The following is a 21,411-nucleotide window of genomic DNA, read 5'->3' as shown; positions in this document are numbered from 1 at the left end:
GTGCGCGCCGGGGGGCGGGTCGCCCACCCGGTCCCCGGGGTGTTTTCGGGGGGCGGCGCCGCGGGGGCCCCCGCGCCGGCGGGGGGCGGGGGCCCCCCGGCCGGTCAGGCCCGGACGCTGTCGAACTGGCCCGGGGTGCGGCCGGGACCGGCCGGGCCCCGGTAGGCCTGCGCCAGGTCCAGCCAGCGGTCGGCTTCCGCCCCGACGGCGGTGAGCGCCAGGTCGGCGCGGTGCCGGCGGCGGGTGACGAGCAGGCACAGGTCGGCCGCCGGCCCGCTGATCCGCTCGGTGGCGTCCGCCGGCCCGAACTCCCAGACCGCGTCGCCGGAGGGGGCGGTGATCTCGAAGCGGAATGCGACGTCCGGGGTGTCCAGCCCGCGCGCCTGGTAGCCGAAGTCCCAGGTGCGGACGGCGAAGTCGACCAGGTGCCGGAGCCGGTCGGTGCGTTCGGGGCGCAGCCCGAGCGCGTCGGCGATGTCCTGCCCGTGGCCGAACAGTTCCATCATGCCGGCGGCGGCCAGCACCGGCGCGGGCAGCGGCCGGACCAGCCAGGGCACCGTCTGCCCGGCCGGCACCGCGGCCAGGGCCTGCTCGGCGGTGGCCCGTTCCTCGCGCCACTTGGCCAGCAGCGCCGGTGGCGGCGCGGACAGGTACGGCGACAGGGCGGTCCGTACGTTGCGGTTGAAGTCGGGCCCGAACTGCTGGGCGAGCGCGACGAACCCCGCCGGGTCCGCCGCGGCCAGTCCCGCCAGCCGGAAGGTCGCCGCCAGGTGGGCGATCTGGTGGGCGACGGTCCACTCCGGCGCGGGGGTGTCCAGCGCCCACTGCGCCTCGTCGAGGTCGGCGACCATCCGGTCGACGGCGTCACCCTCCAGGCCCAGGTCGACGAAGACGTCGTTTTGTGCGCTCACGCGGCTGTCCTCTCGCTCGTCAGCAGTGGCGAGCGTGGCCCGGCGCGTCCGAGGGCGCCGGTTGCCACGCACGACGCCGATCCCGTCGCCGCCGCGTCGGGCGGCCGGTGGCCGGGCCCGCGCCGACGGCGTCACGTCAGCACCAGCAGCATGCGGGCCGGGCGTGGGCGCTGTCTTCTCTCGTCATGCGCTGCGGCCGGGCCGTACCCCGGTGTCACCGCGGTCGCGGGCCGCGCCCGCGGTCGATGGTGGACCCGCGTCGACGGGGACGCATCCGGGCCCGTGCGCCGGGTTGCGCACCGTGGAAGAACCGCCGGCCGGGCCGCGCGGCGCATGCTGACCACGATGGGCCCGGCCGTCGACGTCCGGCCAACCCCGGCACGCCGGCGGGCCCGCCAGGGGGAGGGACCATGGTCGCCGCACGGGTCGCGTCATCGGTGGTACGCCGCCAGGTCAGGTACGTCGCGCCGGTGCCGGCCGGCACCGCCCGGGGCCTGGTGGCCGAGGTGTACGCCCAGGCGCAGGACGAGCAGAAGCTGGTGGTTCCGCCGGTGCTGCTGCACTCCCCGGCGCCGCCGGTGCTCGCCGCGTACTGGATGTTGATGCGGGAGCCGCTGATCGCGGGCCGGGTGGTGGACCGGCGCACCAAGGAGGCGGTGGCCGCCGGGGTGTCCGTGGCCAACACCTGCCCGTACTGCGTGGACATGCACAGCATCAGCCTGTACGACCTGGCCACCGAGGACGACGCGGAGGCCGTCGCCGACGACCGGATGGCCGACCTGGGTGATCCGGTGGTGCGGGCGGTGGCCGGTTGGGCCCGGCAGGCCCACACCGGTGCGACGGTCCCCCCGTTCCCGGCCGCCCACGGCCCGGAGCTGGTGGGCGTGGTGGTGGCCTTCCACTACCTGGCCCGGGTGGTCAACGTCTTCCTGCCCGACCATCTGCTGCCCGCCGGCCTGTCCGGTGCCGCCCGCCGCCGGTTCAAGCGGGCCGTCGGTCGGTTGCTGCGACCCACCCTGCGGGCCGCGCCCCGGCCGGGTCGGTCGCTGGCGTTGCTGCCGGTGGCGGCGCTGCCGCTCGACGCCGGGTGGGCCGCCGCCGATCCGGTGGTCGCCGGTGCGGCGGCCCGCGCCTACCGGGCGTTCGACCTGGCCGGTGCGGAGGCGGTGCCGGCGTCGGTACGGGCGCTGGTGCGCGACCGGCTCGACGGTTGGGACGGGCAGCCGCCGGGACCCGGTCGACGCTGGTGCGACGAGGCCGTCGGCGGGCTGCCGGAGCGGGACCGGGCGGCCGGTCGACTGGCGCTGCTGACCGCGTTCGCCTCCTACCTGGTCGACGACGAGGTGGTCGCGGGGTTCCGCCGGGTCGAGCCGACCGACCGGGCGCTGGTGCAGGCGGTGGCCTGGGCGGCGTACGCGGCGGCGCGGGAGGTCGGCCGACGCTGTGCCGGCCCCGCCACCCGATGACGTCGCCGATCAATTCCGGGGCCATCGGGTAATGCGCCGGTGGCGCACCTTTGAAGTAGACGATCTGTTTCGCCGCTGAAAACATAACTTCAGGAGGCATCCCTCCTGACGTGCGAGAAGATAGGGGGACGCCAGGTGTCGAATACATTCCGGAGATTGCGGCGACGCATTCTCACGCCCTCGTTGTCGGAGACCAAACTGGATGTGCGCGGTTTCCACCGTAAGGACCCGGCCGCCGTCGAACTGTTGGAAACCGTCGGTGAGTCATTTCTGACCGGGTACGCCGCAGCGGCCGAGGCCCGGGAGCCCGCCGACGCGGAGCCGGCGCTGGAGGCGGTGCGCGCGCAGTTCCGCGGCTTCGCCTACGAGGGTGCCGCGATGGGCTTCGCCGTGCTGGACGCCCTGCCCGGCGGCCGGTCGGACCGGGTGGCGACGTTCCTGTCCGGCCGGGGTGCCGACCACGTCTACATGGCCTACGTCGGTGTCGGCTGGGCGATGGCCCGGGTGCCCCGGTTCCGCTGGTCGAAGCTGTCCGCCCCGGACCCGCTGCTGCGCTGGCTGGTGCTCGACGGGTACGGCTTCCACCAGGCGTACTTCCACACCCGTCGGTACGTGCACGAGCACTACCAGGAGTCGGACTTCCCGTGGCCTGCCGACGGCCCCCGCTGGTACGCCCAACGCGCCATCGACCAGGGCATCGGTCGGGCGATGTGGTTCGTCGGCGGCACCGACGCGGCGGTGGTCGCCGATCTGATCGACAGGTTCCCGGCCGAGCGCCGGGCCGACCTCTACGGCGGTGCCGGCCTGGCCGCCACGTACGCCGGTGGCGTCGACGCCGACGAACTGCGCGTGTTGCTCGACCGGGCCGGTTCGCACCGTGCCCAGGTCGCCCAGGGCAGCGCGTTCGCGGCGACCGCCCGGCTGACGGCCGGCCTCCAGACCCCGCACACGGCCCGGGCCACGGCGGTGCTGGCCGGTACCACCCCGGCGGAGGCGGACCGGATCTGCGCCGCACAGCGGCCGACCGGCGCCGACAGCCCGCTGGAGCCCGCCTACGAGGTCTGGCGTCGTGCCATCGCCGACGAGCTGCGGGTACGCGGAAGGCACTGACCGGGACTCCGTCCCCGTCCCTGTTCCCGTCCCGCCGGCCGCCGGGTGGTCCCGGCGCAGCCTCCCCACACCTGCCCACGACTCGGCAGGCGCCTCGCCACGCCCGTGGCGACCCGAACGGTAAGGAGATCGTGCCCGCATGACCAGGATCGCCATCGTTGGCATGGCGTGCCGATACCCGGACGCCACCTCGCCCCGAGAACTGTGGGAGAACGCCCTCGCCGGTCGCCGGGCCTTCCGCGCGCTGCCCGACGTCCGCATGCGGTTGGCGGACTACTGGGACGCGGACCCGAGCGCCCCGGACCGGTTCTACGCCCGCACCGCCGCCGTCATCGAGGGGTACGAGTTCGACCGGCTCGCCTACAAGATCGCCGGTAGCACCTACCGCTCCACCGACCTGACCCACTGGCTCGCCCTGGACATGGCCACCAAGGCGTTGGGCGACGCGGGCTTCCCGCTGGGGGAGGGGCTGCCCCGCGACCGCACCGGTGTGGTCGTGGGCAACACCCTCACCGGTGAGTTCGCCCGCGCCAACGTCATGCGGCTGCGCTGGCCGTTCGTCCGTCGTACCGTCGCCACCGCGCTGCAACAGCAGGGCTGGGACGACGACCGGTTGGCGACCTTCCTCGACGGGTTGGAGCAGCGCTACAAGGCGCCCTTCCCGGAGATCGACGAGGACACCCTCGCCGGTGGCCTGTCCAACACCATCGCCGGCCGGATCTGCAACTACTTCGACCTCAACGGCGGCGGGTACACCGTCGACGGCGCCTGTTCCTCGTCGTTGCTGTCGGTCGCCACCGCCTGCCGGGCCCTGCTCGACGGTGACCTCGACGTCGCGGTGGCCGGTGGGGTGGACCTGTCGATCGACCCGTTCGAGATCGTCGGCTTCGCCAAGACCGGCGCGTTGGCCCGCGACGAGATGCGGGTCTACGACCGGCACTCCAACGGCTTCTGGCCGGGGGAGGGGTGCGGGATGGTGGTGCTGATGCGGGAGGCCGACGCGCTCGCCGCCGGCCACCGCAGCTACGCCACCATCGCCGGCTGGGGCATCTCCTCCGACGGTAAGGGCGGCATCACCCGTCCCGAGGTCAACGGCTACCAGCTCGCCCTGCGCCGGGCGTACGAGCGGGCCGGGTTCGGCATCGAGTCGGTGCCGCTGTTCGAGGGGCACGGCACCGGTACGGCGGTCGGGGACGCCACCGAGTTGACCGCCCTGTCGGAGGCCCGCCGGCAGGCCGACCCGACCGCCCCGCCCGCCGTGATCACCTCGATCAAGGGCATGATCGGGCACACCAAGGCGGCTGCCGGGGTGGCCGGCCTGATCAAGGCGGCGCTGGCCGTGCACCACCAGGTGCTGCCGCCCGCGCTCGGCTGCGTCGACCCGCACGAGTTGCTCACCCGCGACGACGCGACGCTGCGGGTGCTGCGGGCGGCCGAACCGTGGCCGGAGGGTCAGCCGGTGCGTGCCGGCATCACCGCGATGGGGTTCGGCGGCATCAACACCCATGTGGTGCTGGAGCGGGCCGGGACGGCCCGTCGGGTCGCCTTCGACACCCGGACGGCCCGCCTCGCCACCTCCGTGCAGGACGTGGAGCTGTTCCTGGTCGACGGGTCCTCGCGGGACGAGCTGCGCGACCGGCTGGGGGAACTGCTCGAGCACGTGCCGACCTTGGCCCAGGGGCAGCTCGCCGACGTGGCGGCCACCCTGCACGACCAGTTGGCCGACCGACCGTACCGGGCGGCGGTGGTGGTTTCCTCGCCCACCGACGCGCAGCAGCGGCTGCGGCGGCTGTGTGAGTTGCTCGACTCCGGCGAGACCCGGCTGGTCGACGGCGACGGGCGCAGCTTCCTCGGCCACGTCGGCGGCGCCGGCCGCATCGGTTACCTCTTCCCCGGTCAGGGTGCCGGCCGCGGGACCAGCGGCGGGGCGCTGCGCCGCCGGCTGACCGAGGTGGACCAGGTGTTCCGCCGGGCCGACCTGCCGGTCACCGGGGACATGGTGGCCACCGCGCTGGCCCAGCCGCGCATCGTCACCGGGTCCCGGGCCGGCCTGGCCGCCCTGGACCTGCTGGGTCTGGACGCGACCGTCGCGGTCGGGCACAGCCTCGGTGAGTTGTCCGCCCTGCACTGGGCCGGCGCGATGGACGACGAGACCCTGCTGCGGGTGACCCGCGCCCGGGGCGCGACGATGACCGAGCACAGCTCCTCCGGGGTGATGGCCAGCGTCAACGCCGGGCCGGAGCGGGTCTCCGCGCTGGTGGCCGGCGTGCCCGTGGTGATCGCCGGGTACAACGGGCCGGAGCAGACGGTGGTGGCCGGCACCGAGGACGCGGTCCGGGCCGCCCTCGACCTGGCCGCCGACGCCGGGATCGGGGCGTCCCTGCTGCGGGTCTCGCACGCCTTCCACTCACCGCTGGTGGCACCGGCGGCGGACGCGTTCGCGGGGCACCTGACCCGGGAGTCCTTCGGCCCGGTCCGCCGCCGGGTGGTCTCCACCGTGACCGGCGAGACCCTGGCCGCCGAGACCGACCTGCGGGGGCTGCTGCACCGCCAGATCACCGACCCGGTGCTGTTCGCGCAGGCGGTGGCGTTGGCCGCCAAGGACATCGACCTGTTCGTGGAGGTCGGTCCGGGGCGCATCCTCAGCGGCCTGGCCGGGGCGATCACCGACGTGCCGGCGGTGGCCCTGGACACCGACGACGAGTCGCTGCGCGGGCTGCTGCGGGTGGCCGCCGCCGCGTTCGTGGTGGGTGCCGCGCACGACTACCCGGCGCTGTTCGACGACCGGCTGCGCCGGCCGCTGCGCATCGGGGCCGAGCAGCACTTCTTCGCCAGCCCCTGCGAGCAGGCACCGCTGGTCGATCTGCCGGAGGCGACCCGGGCGGACCGCCCCGCCCCGACCGACGCCGACGGGCCGGTCGACGGTGAGTCCACGGTGCAGATGCTGCGCCGGCTGGCCGCCGAGCGGGCCGAGTTGCCACTGACCATGGTGCACGGCGAGAGCCGACTCCTGGACGACCTGCACCTCAGCTCGATCACCGTCGGGCAGATCATCAACGAGGCGTCCCGGTTGGTGAACGTGCCGCCGGCCCAGGCCCCCACCAACTTCGCCACCGCCACCGTCGCGGAACTGGCCGTGGCGCTCGACGAACTGTCCGCGACCGGCCAGGCCGGCGACCACGACCGGTCGCCTGCCGTGACCGGCGCGGCGACCTGGACCCGGGCCTTCACCGTCGACCGGGAGCCGGCCGCACCACCGACCCCGGTGGGCGGTGGCGCACCCGGTCGGTGGCAGGTCTTCGCCCCCGACGGTCACCCGCTGGCCGCGCCGCTGCGGCACGCCCTGGAACGGGCCGCCGTCGACTCCGGTGTGCTGGTGTGCCTGCCGGCCGAGTGCACCGAGGAGCACCTCGCGCTGGCCCTGGACGGGGCGAAGCAGGCCCTGGCCGGGCCGGCCGGCACCCGGTTCGTGCTGGTGCAGCGGGGTCGGGGCGCGACCGGGGTGGCCAAGACGTTGCGCCTGGAGGCGCCGCAGCTGCGGGTGACAGTGGTGGACACCCCGGCGGGACCCGGGGCCGTCGAGCGGGTGGTCGCCGAGGTCGGTGCCACCACCGGCTACCAGGAGAGCCACTACGACGACGCGGGTACGCGCCAGCTGCCCGTGCTGCGGGCCCTGCCGGTACGCGCCGCGCAGACCCGGCCCGCCCTCGACGACTCCGACGTGCTGCTGGTCACCGGTGGGGGCAAGGGCATCACCGCCGAGTGCGCCCTGGCGGTGGCGGAGCAGACCGGGGCCCGGCTGGGGCTGGTCGGCCGCTCCGATCCGGCCGAGGACACCGAGCTGGCGGACAACCTGCGGCGGATGGCCGCCCGTGGGGTGACCCTGCACTACACCCGGGCCGACGTCACCGACGCCGGGCAGGTCGCCGCCGCGGTGGCCGAGGTGCGGGCGGCGTTGGGTCCGGTGACCGCGGTGCTGCACGGCGCGGGACGCAACGAGCCGGCCGCGCTGACCGCGCTGGACCAGGCGGCGGTCCGGCGGACCTTCGCCCCCAAGCTGGACGGCCTACGGGCGGTGCTCGCCGCGGTCGACCCCGGGCAGCTGCGCCTGCTGGTCACCTTCGGCAGCATCATCGGCCGGGCCGGCCTGCGTGGTGAGGCGCACTACGCCACCGCCAACGACTGGCTGGCCGGCCTCACCGAGGAGACCGGCCGACAGTTCCCCCGATGCCGGGCGCTGTGCCTGGAGTGGTCGGTCTGGTCCGGGGTGGGGATGGGTGAACGGCTGTCGGTGGTGGAGTCGCTCAGCCGGGAGGGGGTCGTCCCGATCAGCCCCGACCAGGGCGTCGAGGTGCTGCTGCGGCTGCTCGCCGACCCGGACGTGCCGCCCGTGGTGGTGGTCAGCGGCCGGGCCGAGGGGATGGACACCCTGCGCTACGACCGTCCGCCGCTGCCGTTGCTGCGGTTCGTGGACAAACCGCTGGCGTACTACCCGGGTGTCGAACTGGTCAGTGAGGTCGAGCTGACCGCCGGCACCGACCGCTACCTCGCCGACCACCTGCTCGACGGCAACCTGCTCTTCCCGGCGGTCTTCGGGATGGAGGCGATGACGCAGGTGGCGGTCGCGGTCACCGGCCGGTCCACGGTGCCGGTCGTCGAGCAGGTGGAGTTCCCCCGGCCGATCGTGGTGCCGCCCGACGGCAGCACCGTCATCCGGGTGGCGGCCACCGTCACCGACGACGCCGTCGTCCAGGTGGCGATCCGCAGCGCCGAGACCGGGTACGCCACCGACCACTTCCGGGCCCGGCTGCGGTTCACCGACACCGCCGTCCCCGACGGCCCGCCCGGACGCACCGACCCGGGCCTGCCGCAGGTGCCGCTGGCACCCGAGCGGGACCTCTACGGCGAGTGGCTGTTCCAGGGTGGCCGGTTCCAACGGCTGCGCGGGTTCCACCGGGCCGCCGCCCGCGACGTGGACGCCGAGGTGGCCGTCGGTGGGGGTGACGCCTGGTTCGCCGGCTTCCTCCCCGACGAGCTGCTGCTCGGCGACCCCGGCACCCGGGACGCGTTCATGCACGGCAACCAGGTCTGCGTACCCGACGCCACCCTGCTGCCGGTGGGCGTGGAGCGGATCTGGCCGGCCGGGGCACGGATGTCGGGCACCGGCACGGTGCGCTGCTGCGCCACCGAACGCAGCCGCGACGGCGACACCTACGTCTACGACATCGCGGTGCGCGACGAGTCCGGGGCGGTCGTCGAACGCTGGGAGGGCCTGCGGTTGCAGGCGGTCCGGCACCGGGGTGGCCGGGGACCGTGGCTGCCGGTGCTGCTCGGCTCGCACCTGGAACGGGGGCTGGGCGACGTGCTCGGTGCCCGGGTCGCGGTCGCCGTGGAACCCGACGGCGCGGCGGACACTCCCCGCCGGGTCCGGACCGCCGTCGCCGTCGGCCGGGCCCTCGGCGCCCGGCACGAGGTGCGTTACCGCCCGGACGGCCGGCCGGAGGTCGACGGTGACCGCGGTGTCTCGGCGGCGCACGGTGCCGGGGTCACCCTCGCGGTCGCGGCGACCGGGACGGTCGGCTGTGACGTCGAGCCGGTGGCCGAGCGGTCGGCGGCGGACTGGGCGGGCCTGCTGGGCGTCCACGCCGGTCTCGCCGCGTTGGTCGCCGGGGACCGCGAGGAGAGCGCGCACACCGCGTCGACCCGGGTGTGGGGCGCGGTGGAGTGCCTGCGCAAGGTCGGCCTGCCGGCGGATTCGCCGCTGACCCTGACGCCTGGCGGCCCCGACGGCTGGGTGGTCCTGGCCTCGGGTGCGCTGCGTGTCGCCACGTTCGCCACGAGCCTGGTGGACATCCCGGAACCGGTGGTGTTCACCGTGCTCACCGACGGGTGGAGTTGATCATGGACAAGTTCTTCGAGTATCCGCACACGGTCGGTTTCGAGGAGACCAACATCGTCGGCAACGTCTACTACGTCAACTACCTGCGCTGGCAGGGACGGTGCCGGGAGATGTTCCTCAAGCAGCACGCCCCGGACGTGCTGGCCGACCTCCAGGACGACCTGAAGCTGTTCACCCTGAAGGTCGACTGCGAGTTCTTCGCCGAGATCACGGCCTTCGACGAGCTGTCGATCCGGATGCGCCTGGTCGACCTGGTGCAGACCCAGCTGGAGTTCAGCTTCGACTACGTACGCCTCGACCCGGGCGGCGGCGAGACACTGGTCGCCCGGGGTCGGCAGCGGGTGGCCTGCATGCGCGGGCCCAACAACCGGACCGCGCCCACCCGGGTGCCGGAGGCGCTGACCCGGGCGCTGGCGCCCTACACGGCCACCGTCCGGACCCAGTGACGGCGAGGGGACCACGATGGACATCTCTGCGGGCGCTGACGACGCGGTGGTCGACCCGGCCGCGCTGCGGCGGGCCTTCGCCGCCTTCGCCACCGGCGTCACGGTGGTCACCGTCGGGGGACGCACCCCGCACGGGATGACCGCGAACGCCTTCACCTCGGTGTCGCTGGACCCACCGTTGCTGCTGGTCTGCGTGGACCGGGAGGCGGTCATGCACCGTCACCTGGTGGCCGCCGGCAGCTTCGCGGTGTCGGTGCTCGCCGCCGACCAGGAACACGTGGCGCGGCACTTCGCCGACCGCCGCCGGCCGCTCGGCGCCGCCCAGTTCGACGTCGTCGACTGGCGGCCGGGCCGGCTCACCGGAGCGCCGCTGATCACCGGCGCGCTGGCCTCCTTCGAGTGCGCACTGTGGCGCGACTACGAGGGCGGCGACCACACCATCTTCGTCGGCCGGTTGTTGTCGGCCGAGAAACTCCACGAGGAGGACGCGGTGCTGTTCCTGCACGGGCGGTTCCGGCAGATCACCCCCATGCCGAGCGGGGTGGTCCGGTGACCACGGTCGCGCCCCGGGTGGTCCCCCGGGGCCCGACCGGGGTGGCGATGCTCGGCACACTGTGGAAGCTGGGCCGCGACCGGCTCGGCCTGATGCGCTCCGCCGCCGAGACCTACGGCGACGCGGTGCGCCTCGGCCCGGGGCGGGGGCTGCACTTCTTCAACCACCCCGACCACGCCAAGCACGTGCTGGCCGACAACAGTCAGAACTACCACAAGGGCATCGGGTTGATGCACGCCCGGCGGGCCCTGGGTGACGGGCTGCTGACCAGCGAGGGCGAGTTGTGGCGGGAGCAGCGTCGGGTGATCCAACCGGTGTTCCAGGCCCGCCGCATCGCCCAGCAGGCCGGAATCGTCGCCGAGGAGGCCGGCCGCCTGGTCGACCGGCTGGAGACGTACGCCGGTGGCGAGCCGGTCGACATGATGCGGGAGATGACCGGGCTCACCCTCGGGGTGCTCGGGCGTACCCTGCTCGACGCCGACCTCAGTGGCTTCCGGTCGCTCGGGGCGGCCTTCGAGTCGATGCAGGACCAGGCCATGTTCGAGATGGCGTCGATGAACATGGTGCCGATGTGGGTGCCGCTGCCGCAGCAGATGCGCTTCCGCCGGGCCCGCCGCGAGCTGGCGGAGATCGTCGACGAGTTGGCGGAGCGGCGGCGTGCCCGGCCCGGCCACGAGGACCACGACGACGCGCTGTCGCGGTTGCTGGCCTCGACCCGCCGGGAGCCGGACCCCGCGGTCGGCCGGCGGCGGCTGCGCGACGAGCTGACCACCCTGCTGCTGGCCGGGCACGAGACCACCGCCAGCACCCTCGGCTGGACCTTCCACCTGCTCGACCGGCACCCGCAGGTGTGGGAGCGGGTACGGGCCGAGGCGCTCGAGGTGCTCGGCGACCGGGCGCCGACCTATGAGGACCTGCCCCGGTTGACGTACACCTCGATGGTGCTCAGCGAGGCGATGCGTCTCTACCCGCCGGTGTGGATGCTGTCCCGCCGGGCGCAGGAGGCCGACGAGGTCGGCGGCTACGCGGTGCCCGCCGGTACCGACGTGCTGATCTGCCCGTACACCCTGCACCGGCACCGGGCCTACTGGGACGAGCCGGACCGGTTCGACCCGGAGCGGTTCTCGCCGTCGGTGTCGGCCGGCCGGCCCCGCTACGCCTACGTGCCGTTCGGCGCCGGCCCCCGGTTCTGCGTCGGCAACCACCTCGGTCTGATGGAGGCGGTCTTCGTGGTGGCCATGGTGAGCCGCCGGTTGCGGCTGCACACCCCGGCCGGGCACCGGGTGGTGCCCGAACCCATGCTGTCGCTGCGCATCCGGGGCGGTCTGCCGATGACGGTGCAGGCCCTGACGTGACCCTCGGGGCACAGCCACGAAGTGCGGTTCAGCAACATCGAATAACCGACACGCAGGCCACACTGGTTACTATTGCGCTGAGCAACTCTCAGGTTGCTCATCGTGCTGGGGGAGGTGCGATGAGTCCCGGATGCGCGGCGACCACCCCGGCCGGTGAGGCCCGAGGTGCCCGCCCTGTCCCAGGAGCCGCCGTCGCACCGACGGGCGGCTGCACCGCCGTCATCGCGAACGCGCCGACGGCCGTCACCCGCCGTGCTGTCCGGCGCCCGCTGTCCGCGGCGGCGTCACCGCCGATACGTTCGGACCGGCCGCTGCCGGGCGGCGCAGTCCCGCCGCTGGCGGCGTCCGGCGGTGGTCACCGGGACCCTGGGGGGACGGATGCGCATCTCAGATCTGGCCAGGATCAGTGGTGTTCCACTTCCGACGATCAAGTTCTACATCCGGGAGCGGCTGCTCCCACCGGGCCGACCCACCGCGCGTAACCAGGCGGAGTACGGCGAGGAGCACCTCGCCCGGCTCCAACTGATCCGGGTGCTGGCCGGCATCGGGCGGCTGAGTCTGTCCTCGGTCCGTCGGGTGCTGGCCGCCCTCGACGACAAGGGGCTCTCGCTGGGCGCCCAGTGCCGGGCCACGATCTGGGCGCTCTTCCCGGACCAGCCCGAGGAGGACGCCCCGGACGTCGGCCCGGCCCGGGTCCAGGTCGACGACTTCATCGACCGCCTCGGCTGGGAGGTCGACGCCGCCTCACCCGGTCGGGACACCCTCGCCCATGTGCTGACCGCGTTGCAGCGGCTCGACGCCAACTGCGACATCGACGTGTTCAGTGAGCACGCCGAGAGCGCGGCGCGGATCGTGACGCACGAGTTCGGGCACGAGTCGGCGCACTCCGCCACCGCCATGGCGGTCTGGAACGTGCTGTCCGAGGTGGCCTTCGAGGCGATGCGCCGGATGGCGCAGGAGAGCCACCTGGCCCACTGCTGCGCGACCTCCGCCGACCGGGTGGCGGGTGCCTGAGCGGCCACCACCATGGAATGTCGGCACGCTGGAAGACGACAGTGGGTCACCCGGGCCCCAGCCTGAAGAGGCGGCGTGCTGCCGTCCCCCGGCCCGCTGCGGTGCCGGTGTCCGTCGACCGAGGGGGAGACCACCCGACATGTCCAACCAAGCCGTACCCCGCCCTTCCCGATCGGGCCCGCTCGGCCGGCTCAACGGCCCCTACCACCGCACGGCGCTGAACCTGTACATGGTCGTGGTGCTGGCGCACTGGGCCGAGCACCTCGTCCAGGCGTTCCAGATCTGGGTGCTGGGCTGGCCGGTGCCGCAGTCCCGGGGCGTCCTCGGGCTGGCCGTGCCGTGGCTGGTCACCTCGGAGTGGCTGCACTACGGGTACGCCATCGTGATGCTCATCGGGCTGGCCCTGCTGCGCCCCGGTTTCGTCGGTCGTGCGCGTACCTGGTGGACGGTGGCGCTGGCCATCCAGTTCTGGCACCACATCGAGCACCTGTTGCTGCTGCTCCAGGCGCAGACGGGGCACTTCCTGTTCGACCGTCCCGTGCCGACCAGCGTGCTGCAGCTGGTCTTTGCCCGGGTGGAGCTGCACCTGTTCTACAACACGATCGTCTTCCTGCCGATGGTGGTGGCGATGTACCTGCACCTGCGACCCACCCCCGCCGAGCAGGCGACGATGGCCTGCACCTGCGCCCCCCGCTCGGTCAGGGCGCTCACGCCGGCATGACCGCCGCCGGACAGGACGGCCGCCGCCGTGGCTTCGGGCCGCGCGCGGCGGCCGTCGCCGTGGTGCTGGTGACCGTGGTGACCGCGCTGTGGCTGCGTTCGCCGAACCCGCCGGGACCGGCCGAGACGGTCGCCGCCGTCGTGGTGCCTGCGGACGGCAGCCGGTTGCCCACCGGGCCGACCGAGGTGCGGCTGCGCCTGGCGGGAACTCCGGATCCGAACGAGGCGCACGTGTCGTTGACGCCGGCGGACGGCCCGCAGGTGCCCACCGGTGCCTCCCGCCGCGACGGCAGCGACCTGGTGGTGTCGGTGCCGGCCCTGCCGCAGGGCAGCTACACCGTCGCCTACCACGTGTGGCTCACCGACGGCCGGCAGAGCACCGGGCGCAGCGTGTTCGCCGTCGGCGCCGCAACGCTGCTGCCGCCGGCCGCCGTCGTGCCCGAGACCGGACACCAGCACGTCGGCACCGACCCCCTGGACGGTCTGCTGCTGGTGCTGGACCTGGTGCTGCTGATCGCGCTGTCGGTGCTCCTGCTGCGCCGGCCCCGGGTCGCGTCCGATCCGGAGGAGCCCCAGGACCGCTGATCCGCCGCCTGGCGTCCGGGCCCGCTGGTGGTCCCGGGCGTCGGGTGGTCCACCGTGCGGGCCCCTCGAACCCCTGTGGTCCGGCGCGTGTGGTCCGGCCGGCCGGTGGTCACCTCGACCGCCCGTGGTCCCGGCCCGGCGCGACCGGGGTCGAACCGCCGGGCCGTGCCCGGCCGACCGTGACCCGTCCGGCGGGGCCCGGCCTGTGCGGCGGGGCCCGGCCTGTGCGGCGGGGCCCGGCCTGTGCGGCGGCGCCCGGTCTGGCCCGACTCGGCCCGGTTCGACCGGCTGACACGGCGATGCGGCGCATCCCACCTTTCGTGGGATGCGCCGCTGGCTCCGGTCGGTTCGCGGTCCGACCCGCCGTCAGGCCGCTTCGACCCGGTAGCCGACCTGGTCCAGCGCCATCCGGCGGATGTCGAGCAGGGCGAGCAGCACCGGCGGGTCGATGGACCGGGCCGGCTTGAGGCCCATCTCGATCGGGGGTACGGCCTGGTCACGCCGGACGATGATCGGTCCGTGCGAGCCGACGAAGATGTCCTCGGGGTCCAGGTCGTGGGCGTCCGTGGGGGAGCCGTCGGTGCGTACCGACTGGACGAGCAGGTACCAGTGTCCCTCGGGGACCGTCTCCAGCTCGAACGCGCCCGCGCCGTTGAGCACCGCACAGCGGACGGGTCGGCCCTCGGGCAGCGGGTCGGGGAAGAGCCCGACGAAGACGAAACCGAGGTCCTCGTCGTCCGGTCCGGTGACGGTCCCCCGTACCGTCGAGGTGCGTCCGGCCGAGCCGCCCCTGGTCTCGTCCTGCGGAATGCGCGTGCTGAAGCCCCGGTAGCGCCGGTAGGCGGTGGGGGACATGCCGACGCTGCGGGTGAAACGTGAGCTGAAGGTGCCGACACTGTTGTAGCCGACCCGCAGGCTGATGTCGGCGACGTTCAGGGTGGTGGAGACGAGCAGGTGCTTCGCCTCCTGGAGGCGGATGGCGGAGAGGAAGCGTCCGGGCGAGACGCCGGTGACCCGGCGGAAGATCCTTGAGAAGTGGAACTTGCTGAACATTGCGGCACGGGCCATGTCGTCGATGGTGAGCGGCTCGGCGATGTTGTCCCGCATCGTGACGATGGCCCGCTCCACCGCCCGTTCAATGACGTCTTCCACGGTCTCCCCCAGGTGTTCGATTCGTCGGTCGGTGGCATCCCCGGGCACAGTTGTGGCGACTGCGTGCCTACGGTGTCTATGCCGGCTGATTGACGGAGCGTTAAATCTCGATCAATGCATAAACGCGGATGCGGCCGTCGAAATTGCCTTGGCCGTCGGGGCCGTGTTGATGCTAGCGCGACCAAAGATAGGCGGCAATGAGCGCCGATGCCGGCGGTATGGATAGCCATGCTATCGATCCCGGCCGTATTTGCCAGCGGAGATCCTCGCTATCCGTCCGACCGCCCCCGATGTCGTCCGCGCAGCGTACGGCCATTGTTGGGTTGGGTGTACCGGGCGGGCCGGGGGCGGTGCGAGATGATTCGTCCGATCTGCTGGGTGGGCTGGAGGCGCTCCCAATCGGCAGGCATTAAACCGGCAATAGCCATATTTCGGGGTGTATCGAGGCAGCCGCATCGCGGTCAAGCGGGCGTTCAGGAGAGCAAAGTCAGAGAACTTTGACGCATCGCGATCGGCGAGAGACTCGCTGTGATGGCACGACCGAGCCCCGCTCGTCCGGTCCGTGCCGGCGGGAGAGCACGCTCTGAGAAGACTCCATTGGTCTTCTGGCTGACGATGTTCGTGGCCCCCGAAAGGGCTCCAGTCATCTGATGGGCGGTTAATCCGTTGGTTATTCACCCCGCCGCGGAGGGTGGTAATCATCAGTATCCCCGCCCCGGTCGGTGGCACTTCCGAGTGACCAGTCAACGGGCGAACGACGCGCCCACTAAAACGTAGGGGGACTGTTGCCGTCTCAATCTGCCGGCTTCCTTCGCCGCGCAACTCCCGCAGCCTTTGTGCTCGTTCTGCTGAGCATTCTCTTCGTCGTGGCACAGCGCCCTGCGGCGTCCGCTGCCGAGCGGTCGGAGCTGGCCGCACGGTTCCAGTTCGCCGAGCTGCCGATCGCGCTGCCACCCGCACCCGCCGCCCGCCAGGTCCGCGAGGTCAATCCGGAGTACGAGCACATCAAGTCCTGGGTGTCCTCGGTCGGGGCCGCGATCGCCCTCAACGACCTGGACGGTAACGGGGTGGCCGACGACCTCTGCCTGGTCGACACCCGTAGCGACACGGCCGTGGTGACTCCGGCACCGGACAGCGGAGCCCGCTACCAGCCCTTCGTCCTCGATCCCCGGCCCCTGCCCACCGACACCACCATGGCTCCGATGGGCTGTGTGCCCGGCGACTACAACCTCGACGGCCGCACCGACCTGCTGGTCTACTACTGGGGTCGGACGCCGGTGCTCTTCCTGCACCGGGCCGCCGCCACCGACCTGCGCCTGGGCAGCTACGCGCCGACCGAGCTGATTCCCACCCAGCCCGGTCCGGCCAACCGCTACCAGGGTGCACTGTGGAACACCAACGCGGTGGCGGTCGCCGACTTCGACGGCGACGGTCGGCCGGACATCGGCGTGTTCAACTACTTCCCCGACACCCAGGTGCTCGATCCGGACGGGCAGCCCAACGTCCAGATGAACGCCTCCATGTCGCACGCCCGCAACTCCGGCGGGGCGCACGTGCTGCGCTGGGACGCGGCCACCGGTGGTGACCAGCCCTCGGTGCGGTACGTCGAGCAGAAGGCGGTCCCCGGCCCGGTCTCCACCGGCTGGACCCTCGGCGCGGCGTCGGCCGACATCGACGGTGACCTGCTGCCCGAGCTGTACCTGGCCAACGACTTCGGCCACGACCACCTGCTGCACAACGTCTCGACCCCGGGCCGGATCAGGTTCGCCCAGACGCAGGGCCGGCGGGGCGCGTTCACCCCGAAGTCGATGGTGCTCGGTCAGGACTCCTTCAAGGGCATGTCGATCGACTTCGGTGACCTCGACAACCGGGGCAGGTTCGACATGTTCGTCAGCAACATCACCAGCTCCTGGGGGCTGGAGGAGAGCAACTTCGTCTGGATGAACAACGCCGGCAGTCCGCAGGACGCGCGGGCCAAGCTCACCCGCGGGGTGGCGCCGTACGACAACAAGGCGTCCAAACTGAACATGGCCTGGACCGGCTGGGGCTGGGACGCCAAGATGGCCGACTTCGACAACAACGGTTCGCTGGAGGTGGTGCAGGCCGACGGGTTCATCAAGGGCACCACCAGCCGGTGGGCCTGGCTCCAGGAGTTGGCGATGTCCAACGACCTGATGCTGCGCAACCCGGCGATGTGGCCGAAGGCGGAGCCGGGCGACGACATCGCCGGTAACGACAAGCTGGCGTTCTGGGTGCGGCAGGGCAAGACGTTCGTCAACCTCAACGCCGAGCTTGGCCTCGACGTGCCCATCCCGACCCGGGGCGTGGCGGTGGCCGACACCAACGCCGACGGGGTGCAGGACTTCGCCGTGGCCCGCCAGTGGGGTCCGCCGGCGTTCTACCGCAACACCGCCGCGTCCCCGGGTGGCTTCCTCGGTCTGCGCCTGCACCGGCCGACGGTGGGTGGCCCGGCCGACGCCCGGACGCCGGCCTACGGCGCCCAGGTCAAGATCCGTACCGCCGACGGGCTCACCCAGGTCGCCCAGCTCGACGGCGGCGGCGGGCACTCGGGCAAGCGCAGCTTCGACGTCTTCTTCGGGCTGGGCTCCGCCGGGGACCGCCCGGTGTCGGCCGAGGTGTGCTGGCGTGACCTGACCGGCGCGACCCACAAGCAGACCCTCTCGCTCACCTCCGGTTGGCACGACCTGATGCTGACCGCCGACGCCCAGGAGATCACCCGATGACTGACGTCAGACAGGAAGGCGTGACCGACGCCGCGGTGCGTACGGTCCCGGGCGGGGTCCGGCCCGTCGATGCGGCGACCCCGCCCACGGCCCGACCGGCGGTGCCCCGGGTGGACGGCAAGGACCCGCGCTATCTGGCGCTGCGCAACTTCGCCATGTCGATGTCGATCTTCAACATCATCGGCTACACCCTGCTCGGTTTCGAGCAGCCGTGGACCTGGCCGTTCTTCGCCCTGCTGGTGGGTTACACCGCCGAGATCGGGATCGAGATGGTGTCGGCGTGGGCCGGCAAGCGGCGACCCGCCTTCAGCGGCAACGGGGTGTGGGGGATGTACACCTTCCTGCTGCCCACCCACATCACCGCGCTGGCGGCGAACATGCTGCTCTACGCCAACGACCGGTTCTGGCCGGTGGCGTTCGCCGTGGTCGTCGCGATCGGGGCGAAGACCGCCCTGCGGGCGCCGGTCAACGGGCGGATGCGGCACTTCATGAACCCGTCGAACTTCGGGATCACGGTGACGCTGCTGGCCTTCTCCTGGGTCAACATCGCGCCGCCCTACCAGTTCACCGAGAACGTGCCGGACGCGATCAGCATCATGGTCCCGCTGGTCATCATCACCGCCGGTACGGTGCTCAACGCCATGCTCACCCGCAAGGTGCTGCTGATCGTCGGTTGGCTCGGCGGTTTCGTCATCCAGGCGGTGGTCCGGGCGTTGGTGCTGGACGTGGCGATCTGGGCCGCGCTGGTGCCGATGACCGGGGTGGCCTTCGTCCTGTTCACCAACTACATGATCACCGACCCGGGTACGACGCCGTCGCGGGGCCGCAACCAGTTCATGTTCGGCTCCGCGGTGGCCGGGGTCTACGGGGTGCTGGTCGCGTTCAACGTGGTCTACACCCTCTTCTTCGCCGTCACCATCGTCTGTGCCGTCCGTGGCCTGATGTGGTGGGGCATCTGGTGGCGTGACCGCAGTCGCGAGCGCGCTCGGGGGTCGGTGCCGGTCAGTCCGGCGGCGCCGGCGCTGGTTCGCTGATCCGGTCCGTGACGACGTGGGGCCGTCCCGCCGGGGCGGCCCCACGTCCGTCCCGGCGGGACGGATCGCCGCGACCGGCTGCCGGCCGGGGCGGGGGAGCCCGGTGTGCCGCCCGGTCAGCCGGTGCGCAGCAGCGGCGGCAGGCCGGCCGCGTGCACCACGGGCGGATCGAAGGTGCGCATGGGGCGCAGGGTGAGGTCGGCCCGGATCGACCGGGACGGGCAGCCGACCGTCACCGGCCCGTGGTGGCCGACCAGCAGCGGTCGCACCCCGGTGGTCGACCGGCGGCGGTGCACCGCGTGGGCCAGGACGAACCAGGTGCCCGGCGGCACCGGGCCCAGCAGGTACGCGCCGGGGCCGGGCAGGACCGTGGAGCTGACCGGCTTTCCCTGCTGGATCCGCTCCGGGAACAGCCCCACGAAGATCCAGTCGGGCGCCTCGCCGGGAAGCGTCCTGATCTGTCCCCGCACGGTCGGGCCGGTGGCGTCGGCCGGGTCGGGGCGGATCGGGCACGGCGGCCGGTAGGGCAACTCCCGGCCGAGGGCGCGGCCGAGCCGGCGGAAGCTGGAGGGGGGCAGACCGACGCTGCTGCTGAACCGCGCGCTGAACGTGCCGACACTGGTGTAACCGACCTGGTGGCTGATGTCGGTGACACTCCACGAGGTGGCCAGCAGCAGGTGTTTGGCCCGCTGGAATCGGATCGCCGACAGAAAGCGCCCGGGTGACACTCCGGTTACCCTGTGGAACACCCGGCAGAAGTGGTACTTGCTCAGCAGGGCGGTTCGCGCCATCTCGTCCACGCTGAATTGCTTCCCCAGATTCTGGTGCATTTCGGCGATGACCCGCCGGACCGCCCTGCTGCTGTGGTCTTCCATCGTGCCCCCGGCGAGCGTAATGGTGGGTGCTGGTCTGTACGACGTGGATCGTCTGGCTGAGCTGCGACGATGCAGCGTCGTTCCGGTTCCGCGACGTCCCCCGGGGCGGAATCGGCAAATGGCGGTTGACGCCGACAAAAGGGTTTTGTCGGTTTTGTCGAATCAGCTGACCTCAATGCTAGGGCACCCTCTGAGCATGGTCAACGGCGCGAAATCCGAATGGCACTAACAGGTGTCTTTTCCGGATGCGTACCCCCTGTCTATCCGGTGATGATTGCCGTCATGGCCCGATGCGCCCGGCTCAATGATTGATGTCGGAAAAGCGCTGCGGGCGGATCGCCCGTCGCCATCCGGCGATTCGACCGTTGACCTGGGCAACGAGGAAGGTGCGCCGGACCCGGTGCCGGCGTCACGATGAGAGGCGTCCGCAAATGGGCAACGTGAGGACCGACAACGCCGACGACGACGAGGCCCGCCCCCGGCCCGGCCGACCCCGTACCGCCGCAGCGGACGGGGCGCACCGGACGCCCTCCGCCCTGGACGCCTGGGCGCGGGCGAACCGGCGTGGGCAGTGCGACTGGGCCGACCCGGAGACCGAGCCGCACCTGATCCGCGGTCTCGACTGAACCGGACCACCACGTCCGCGCCGGCCGCTGGAGGGAGAAGGACCGTGAAGGGAATCGTCCTGGCCGGAGGGTCGGGCACCCGGCTCTACCCGATGACCGTGCCGGTGTCCAAGCAGCTCCTGCCCGTCGGTGACAAGCCCATGATCTACTACCCGCTGTCGGTGCTCATGCTGGCCGGCGTCCGGGACATCCTGGTCATCGCCAAGCCGGCCGACCTGCCGCAGTTCCGGCTGCTGCTCGGCGACGGCTCCCGGCTCGGCCTGGCCATCTCCTACGCCGCGCAACCCGAGCCACGCGGCATCGCCGAGGCGTTCCTGATCGGGGCGGACCACGTCGCAGGCCACCCCAGCGCGCTGATCCTGGGCGACAACATCTTCCACGGCACCGCGTTCTCCCGGCTGCTGCGCGAGGAGACCGCCGCGGTCAGCGGCTGCACCCTGTTCGGCTACCCGGTCCACGACCCGCAGCGCTACGGCGTCGGCGTCACCGGCCCCGACGGCACCCTGCGCGACATCCAGGAGAAACCGTCCCAACCGCACTCCAACCGCGCCATCACCGGCCTGTACCTCTACGACCACGAGGTCGTCGACATCGCCAAGAACATCAGGCCGTCCCGCCGGGGAGAACTGGAGATCACCGACGTCAACCGGGTGTACGTCGACCGGGGTCGGGCCCGCCTGGTCGACCTCGGGCGCGGCTTCGCCTGGCTGGACACCGGCACCCCGGAGTCACTGCTACAGGCCAGCGTCTACGTGCAGACCATGCAGGAACGCCAGGGCGTCCGGATCGCCTGCCTGGAGGAGACGGCGCTGCGGATGGGCTACATCGACGCGGCGGCCTGCCACCGGCTCGGCGCCGCCATGGCCGGCTCCGACTACGGCCGCTACGTGATGGACATCGCCGAGGAGTTCGGCGCCTGAC

General features: G+C 72.5%; 16 protein-coding genes. 13 read left to right on the top strand and 3 right to left on the bottom strand.

Features of this window, described 5'->3' with window-relative positions; all coding sequences use genetic code 11:
• Nucleotides 1–104 precede the first annotated feature (104 nt).
• Nucleotides 105–911, bottom strand: coding sequence for a TIGR03084 family metal-binding protein (locus AB0K25_RS19545; protein WP_219462639.1), 807 nt, complete (start codon nucleotides 909–911; stop codon nucleotides 105–107).
• Between the two features lie 410 nt (nucleotides 912–1,321).
• Between AB0K25_RS19545 and AB0K25_RS19540 the strand changes: the two genes are divergently transcribed.
• The 9 genes from AB0K25_RS19540 to AB0K25_RS19500 all read left to right on the top strand — a co-directional run bounded on the left by AB0K25_RS19540 (nucleotide 1,322) and on the right by AB0K25_RS19500 (nucleotide 14,059).
• Nucleotides 1,322–2,377 (top strand): carboxymuconolactone decarboxylase family protein, encoded by a 1,056-nt coding sequence (locus tag AB0K25_RS19540; protein ID WP_219462637.1) that lies wholly within the window; start codon nucleotides 1,322–1,324, stop codon nucleotides 2,375–2,377.
• Nucleotides 2,378–2,512: 135 nt separating this feature from the next.
• A complete protein-coding gene (locus AB0K25_RS19535; protein WP_363821518.1) occupies nucleotides 2,513–3,487 on the top strand; it encodes a DUF1702 family protein in 975 nt (324 codons plus the stop codon).
• Nucleotides 3,488–3,626: 139 nt separating this feature from the next.
• Nucleotides 3,627–9,386 (top strand): type I polyketide synthase, encoded by a 5,760-nt coding sequence (locus AB0K25_RS19530; protein WP_219462633.1) that lies wholly within the window; start codon nucleotides 3,627–3,629, stop codon nucleotides 9,384–9,386.
• A gap of 2 nt (nucleotides 9,387–9,388) precedes the next feature.
• On the top strand, nucleotides 9,389–9,832 hold the full coding sequence (locus AB0K25_RS19525) for an acyl-CoA thioesterase (protein ID WP_363821515.1): 444 nt from the start codon (nucleotides 9,389–9,391) through the stop codon (nucleotides 9,830–9,832).
• A 16-nt stretch (nucleotides 9,833–9,848) separates the two neighbouring features.
• Complete coding sequence (locus AB0K25_RS19520) at nucleotides 9,849–10,385, top strand: flavin reductase family protein (RefSeq protein WP_208566626.1); 537 nt, start codon at nucleotides 9,849–9,851, stop codon at nucleotides 10,383–10,385.
• A complete protein-coding gene (locus tag AB0K25_RS19515) occupies nucleotides 10,382–11,740 on the top strand; it encodes a cytochrome P450 (protein WP_219462630.1) in 1,359 nt (452 codons plus the stop codon). The genes AB0K25_RS19520 and AB0K25_RS19515 overlap by 4 nt, the downstream gene beginning before the upstream one ends.
• Before the next feature lie 378 nt (nucleotides 11,741–12,118).
• Nucleotides 12,119–12,754, top strand: coding sequence for a MerR family transcriptional regulator (locus AB0K25_RS19510; RefSeq protein WP_219462629.1), 636 nt, complete (start codon nucleotides 12,119–12,121; stop codon nucleotides 12,752–12,754).
• Nucleotides 12,755–12,893: 139 nt separating this feature from the next.
• On the top strand, nucleotides 12,894–13,475 hold the full coding sequence (locus AB0K25_RS19505) for a hypothetical protein (RefSeq protein WP_208566623.1): 582 nt from the start codon (nucleotides 12,894–12,896) through the stop codon (nucleotides 13,473–13,475).
• Nucleotides 13,472–14,059: a copper resistance CopC family protein gene (locus AB0K25_RS19500; protein ID WP_219462627.1), complete on the top strand. Its 588-nt coding sequence runs from the start codon at nucleotides 13,472–13,474 to the stop codon at nucleotides 14,057–14,059. Before AB0K25_RS19505 ends, AB0K25_RS19500 begins: the two co-directional genes overlap by 4 nt.
• A 366-nt stretch (nucleotides 14,060–14,425) precedes the next feature.
• Here AB0K25_RS19500 and AB0K25_RS19495 read toward each other — a convergent pair whose 3' ends face one another.
• Nucleotides 14,426–15,211 (bottom strand): AraC family transcriptional regulator, encoded by a 786-nt coding sequence (locus tag AB0K25_RS19495; protein WP_208566621.1) that lies wholly within the window; start codon nucleotides 15,209–15,211, stop codon nucleotides 14,426–14,428.
• Between the two features lie 836 nt (nucleotides 15,212–16,047).
• Between AB0K25_RS19495 and AB0K25_RS19490 the strand changes: the two genes are divergently transcribed.
• Together AB0K25_RS19490 and AB0K25_RS19485 are read left to right on the top strand one after the other, a co-directional pair.
• Entirely contained in the window at nucleotides 16,048–17,955 is a 1,908-nt protein-coding gene (locus AB0K25_RS19490; protein WP_219462625.1) for a CRTAC1 family protein, read from the top strand.
• A gap of 155 nt (nucleotides 17,956–18,110) precedes the next feature.
• Nucleotides 18,111–18,989 (top strand): enediyne biosynthesis protein, encoded by an 879-nt coding sequence (locus AB0K25_RS19485; RefSeq protein ID WP_244252125.1) that lies wholly within the window; start codon nucleotides 18,111–18,113, stop codon nucleotides 18,987–18,989.
• A 116-nt stretch (nucleotides 18,990–19,105) separates the two neighbouring features.
• Here AB0K25_RS19485 and AB0K25_RS19480 read toward each other — a convergent pair whose 3' ends face one another.
• Nucleotides 19,106–19,864 (bottom strand): AraC family transcriptional regulator, encoded by a 759-nt coding sequence (locus AB0K25_RS19480; RefSeq protein WP_208566617.1) that lies wholly within the window; start codon nucleotides 19,862–19,864, stop codon nucleotides 19,106–19,108.
• 431 nt (nucleotides 19,865–20,295) lie between these two features.
• Here AB0K25_RS19480 and AB0K25_RS19475 point away from each other — a divergent pair, with 431 nt between their 5' ends.
• Nucleotides 20,296–20,490 carry a hypothetical protein gene (locus AB0K25_RS19475; protein WP_219462621.1) on the top strand — a complete coding sequence of 65 codons (195 nt, stop codon included), beginning with the start codon at nucleotides 20,296–20,298 and terminating at the stop codon, nucleotides 20,488–20,490.
• A 44-nt stretch (nucleotides 20,491–20,534) separates the two neighbouring features.
• Entirely contained in the window at nucleotides 20,535–21,410 is an 876-nt protein-coding gene (gene rfbA, locus AB0K25_RS19470; RefSeq protein ID WP_219462618.1) for a glucose-1-phosphate thymidylyltransferase RfbA, read from the top strand.
• Nucleotide 21,411: the final 1 nt, after the last annotated feature.

Origin of the sequence: Micromonospora sp. NPDC049257, from assembly GCF_040678915.1 — a bacterium.
Classification (GTDB): domain Bacteria; phylum Actinomycetota; class Actinomycetes; order Mycobacteriales; family Micromonosporaceae; genus Micromonospora; species Micromonospora antibiotica.
Note: the sequence above shows the minus strand (reverse complement) of the source record. Positions and strands in the feature narration are given on the sequence as shown.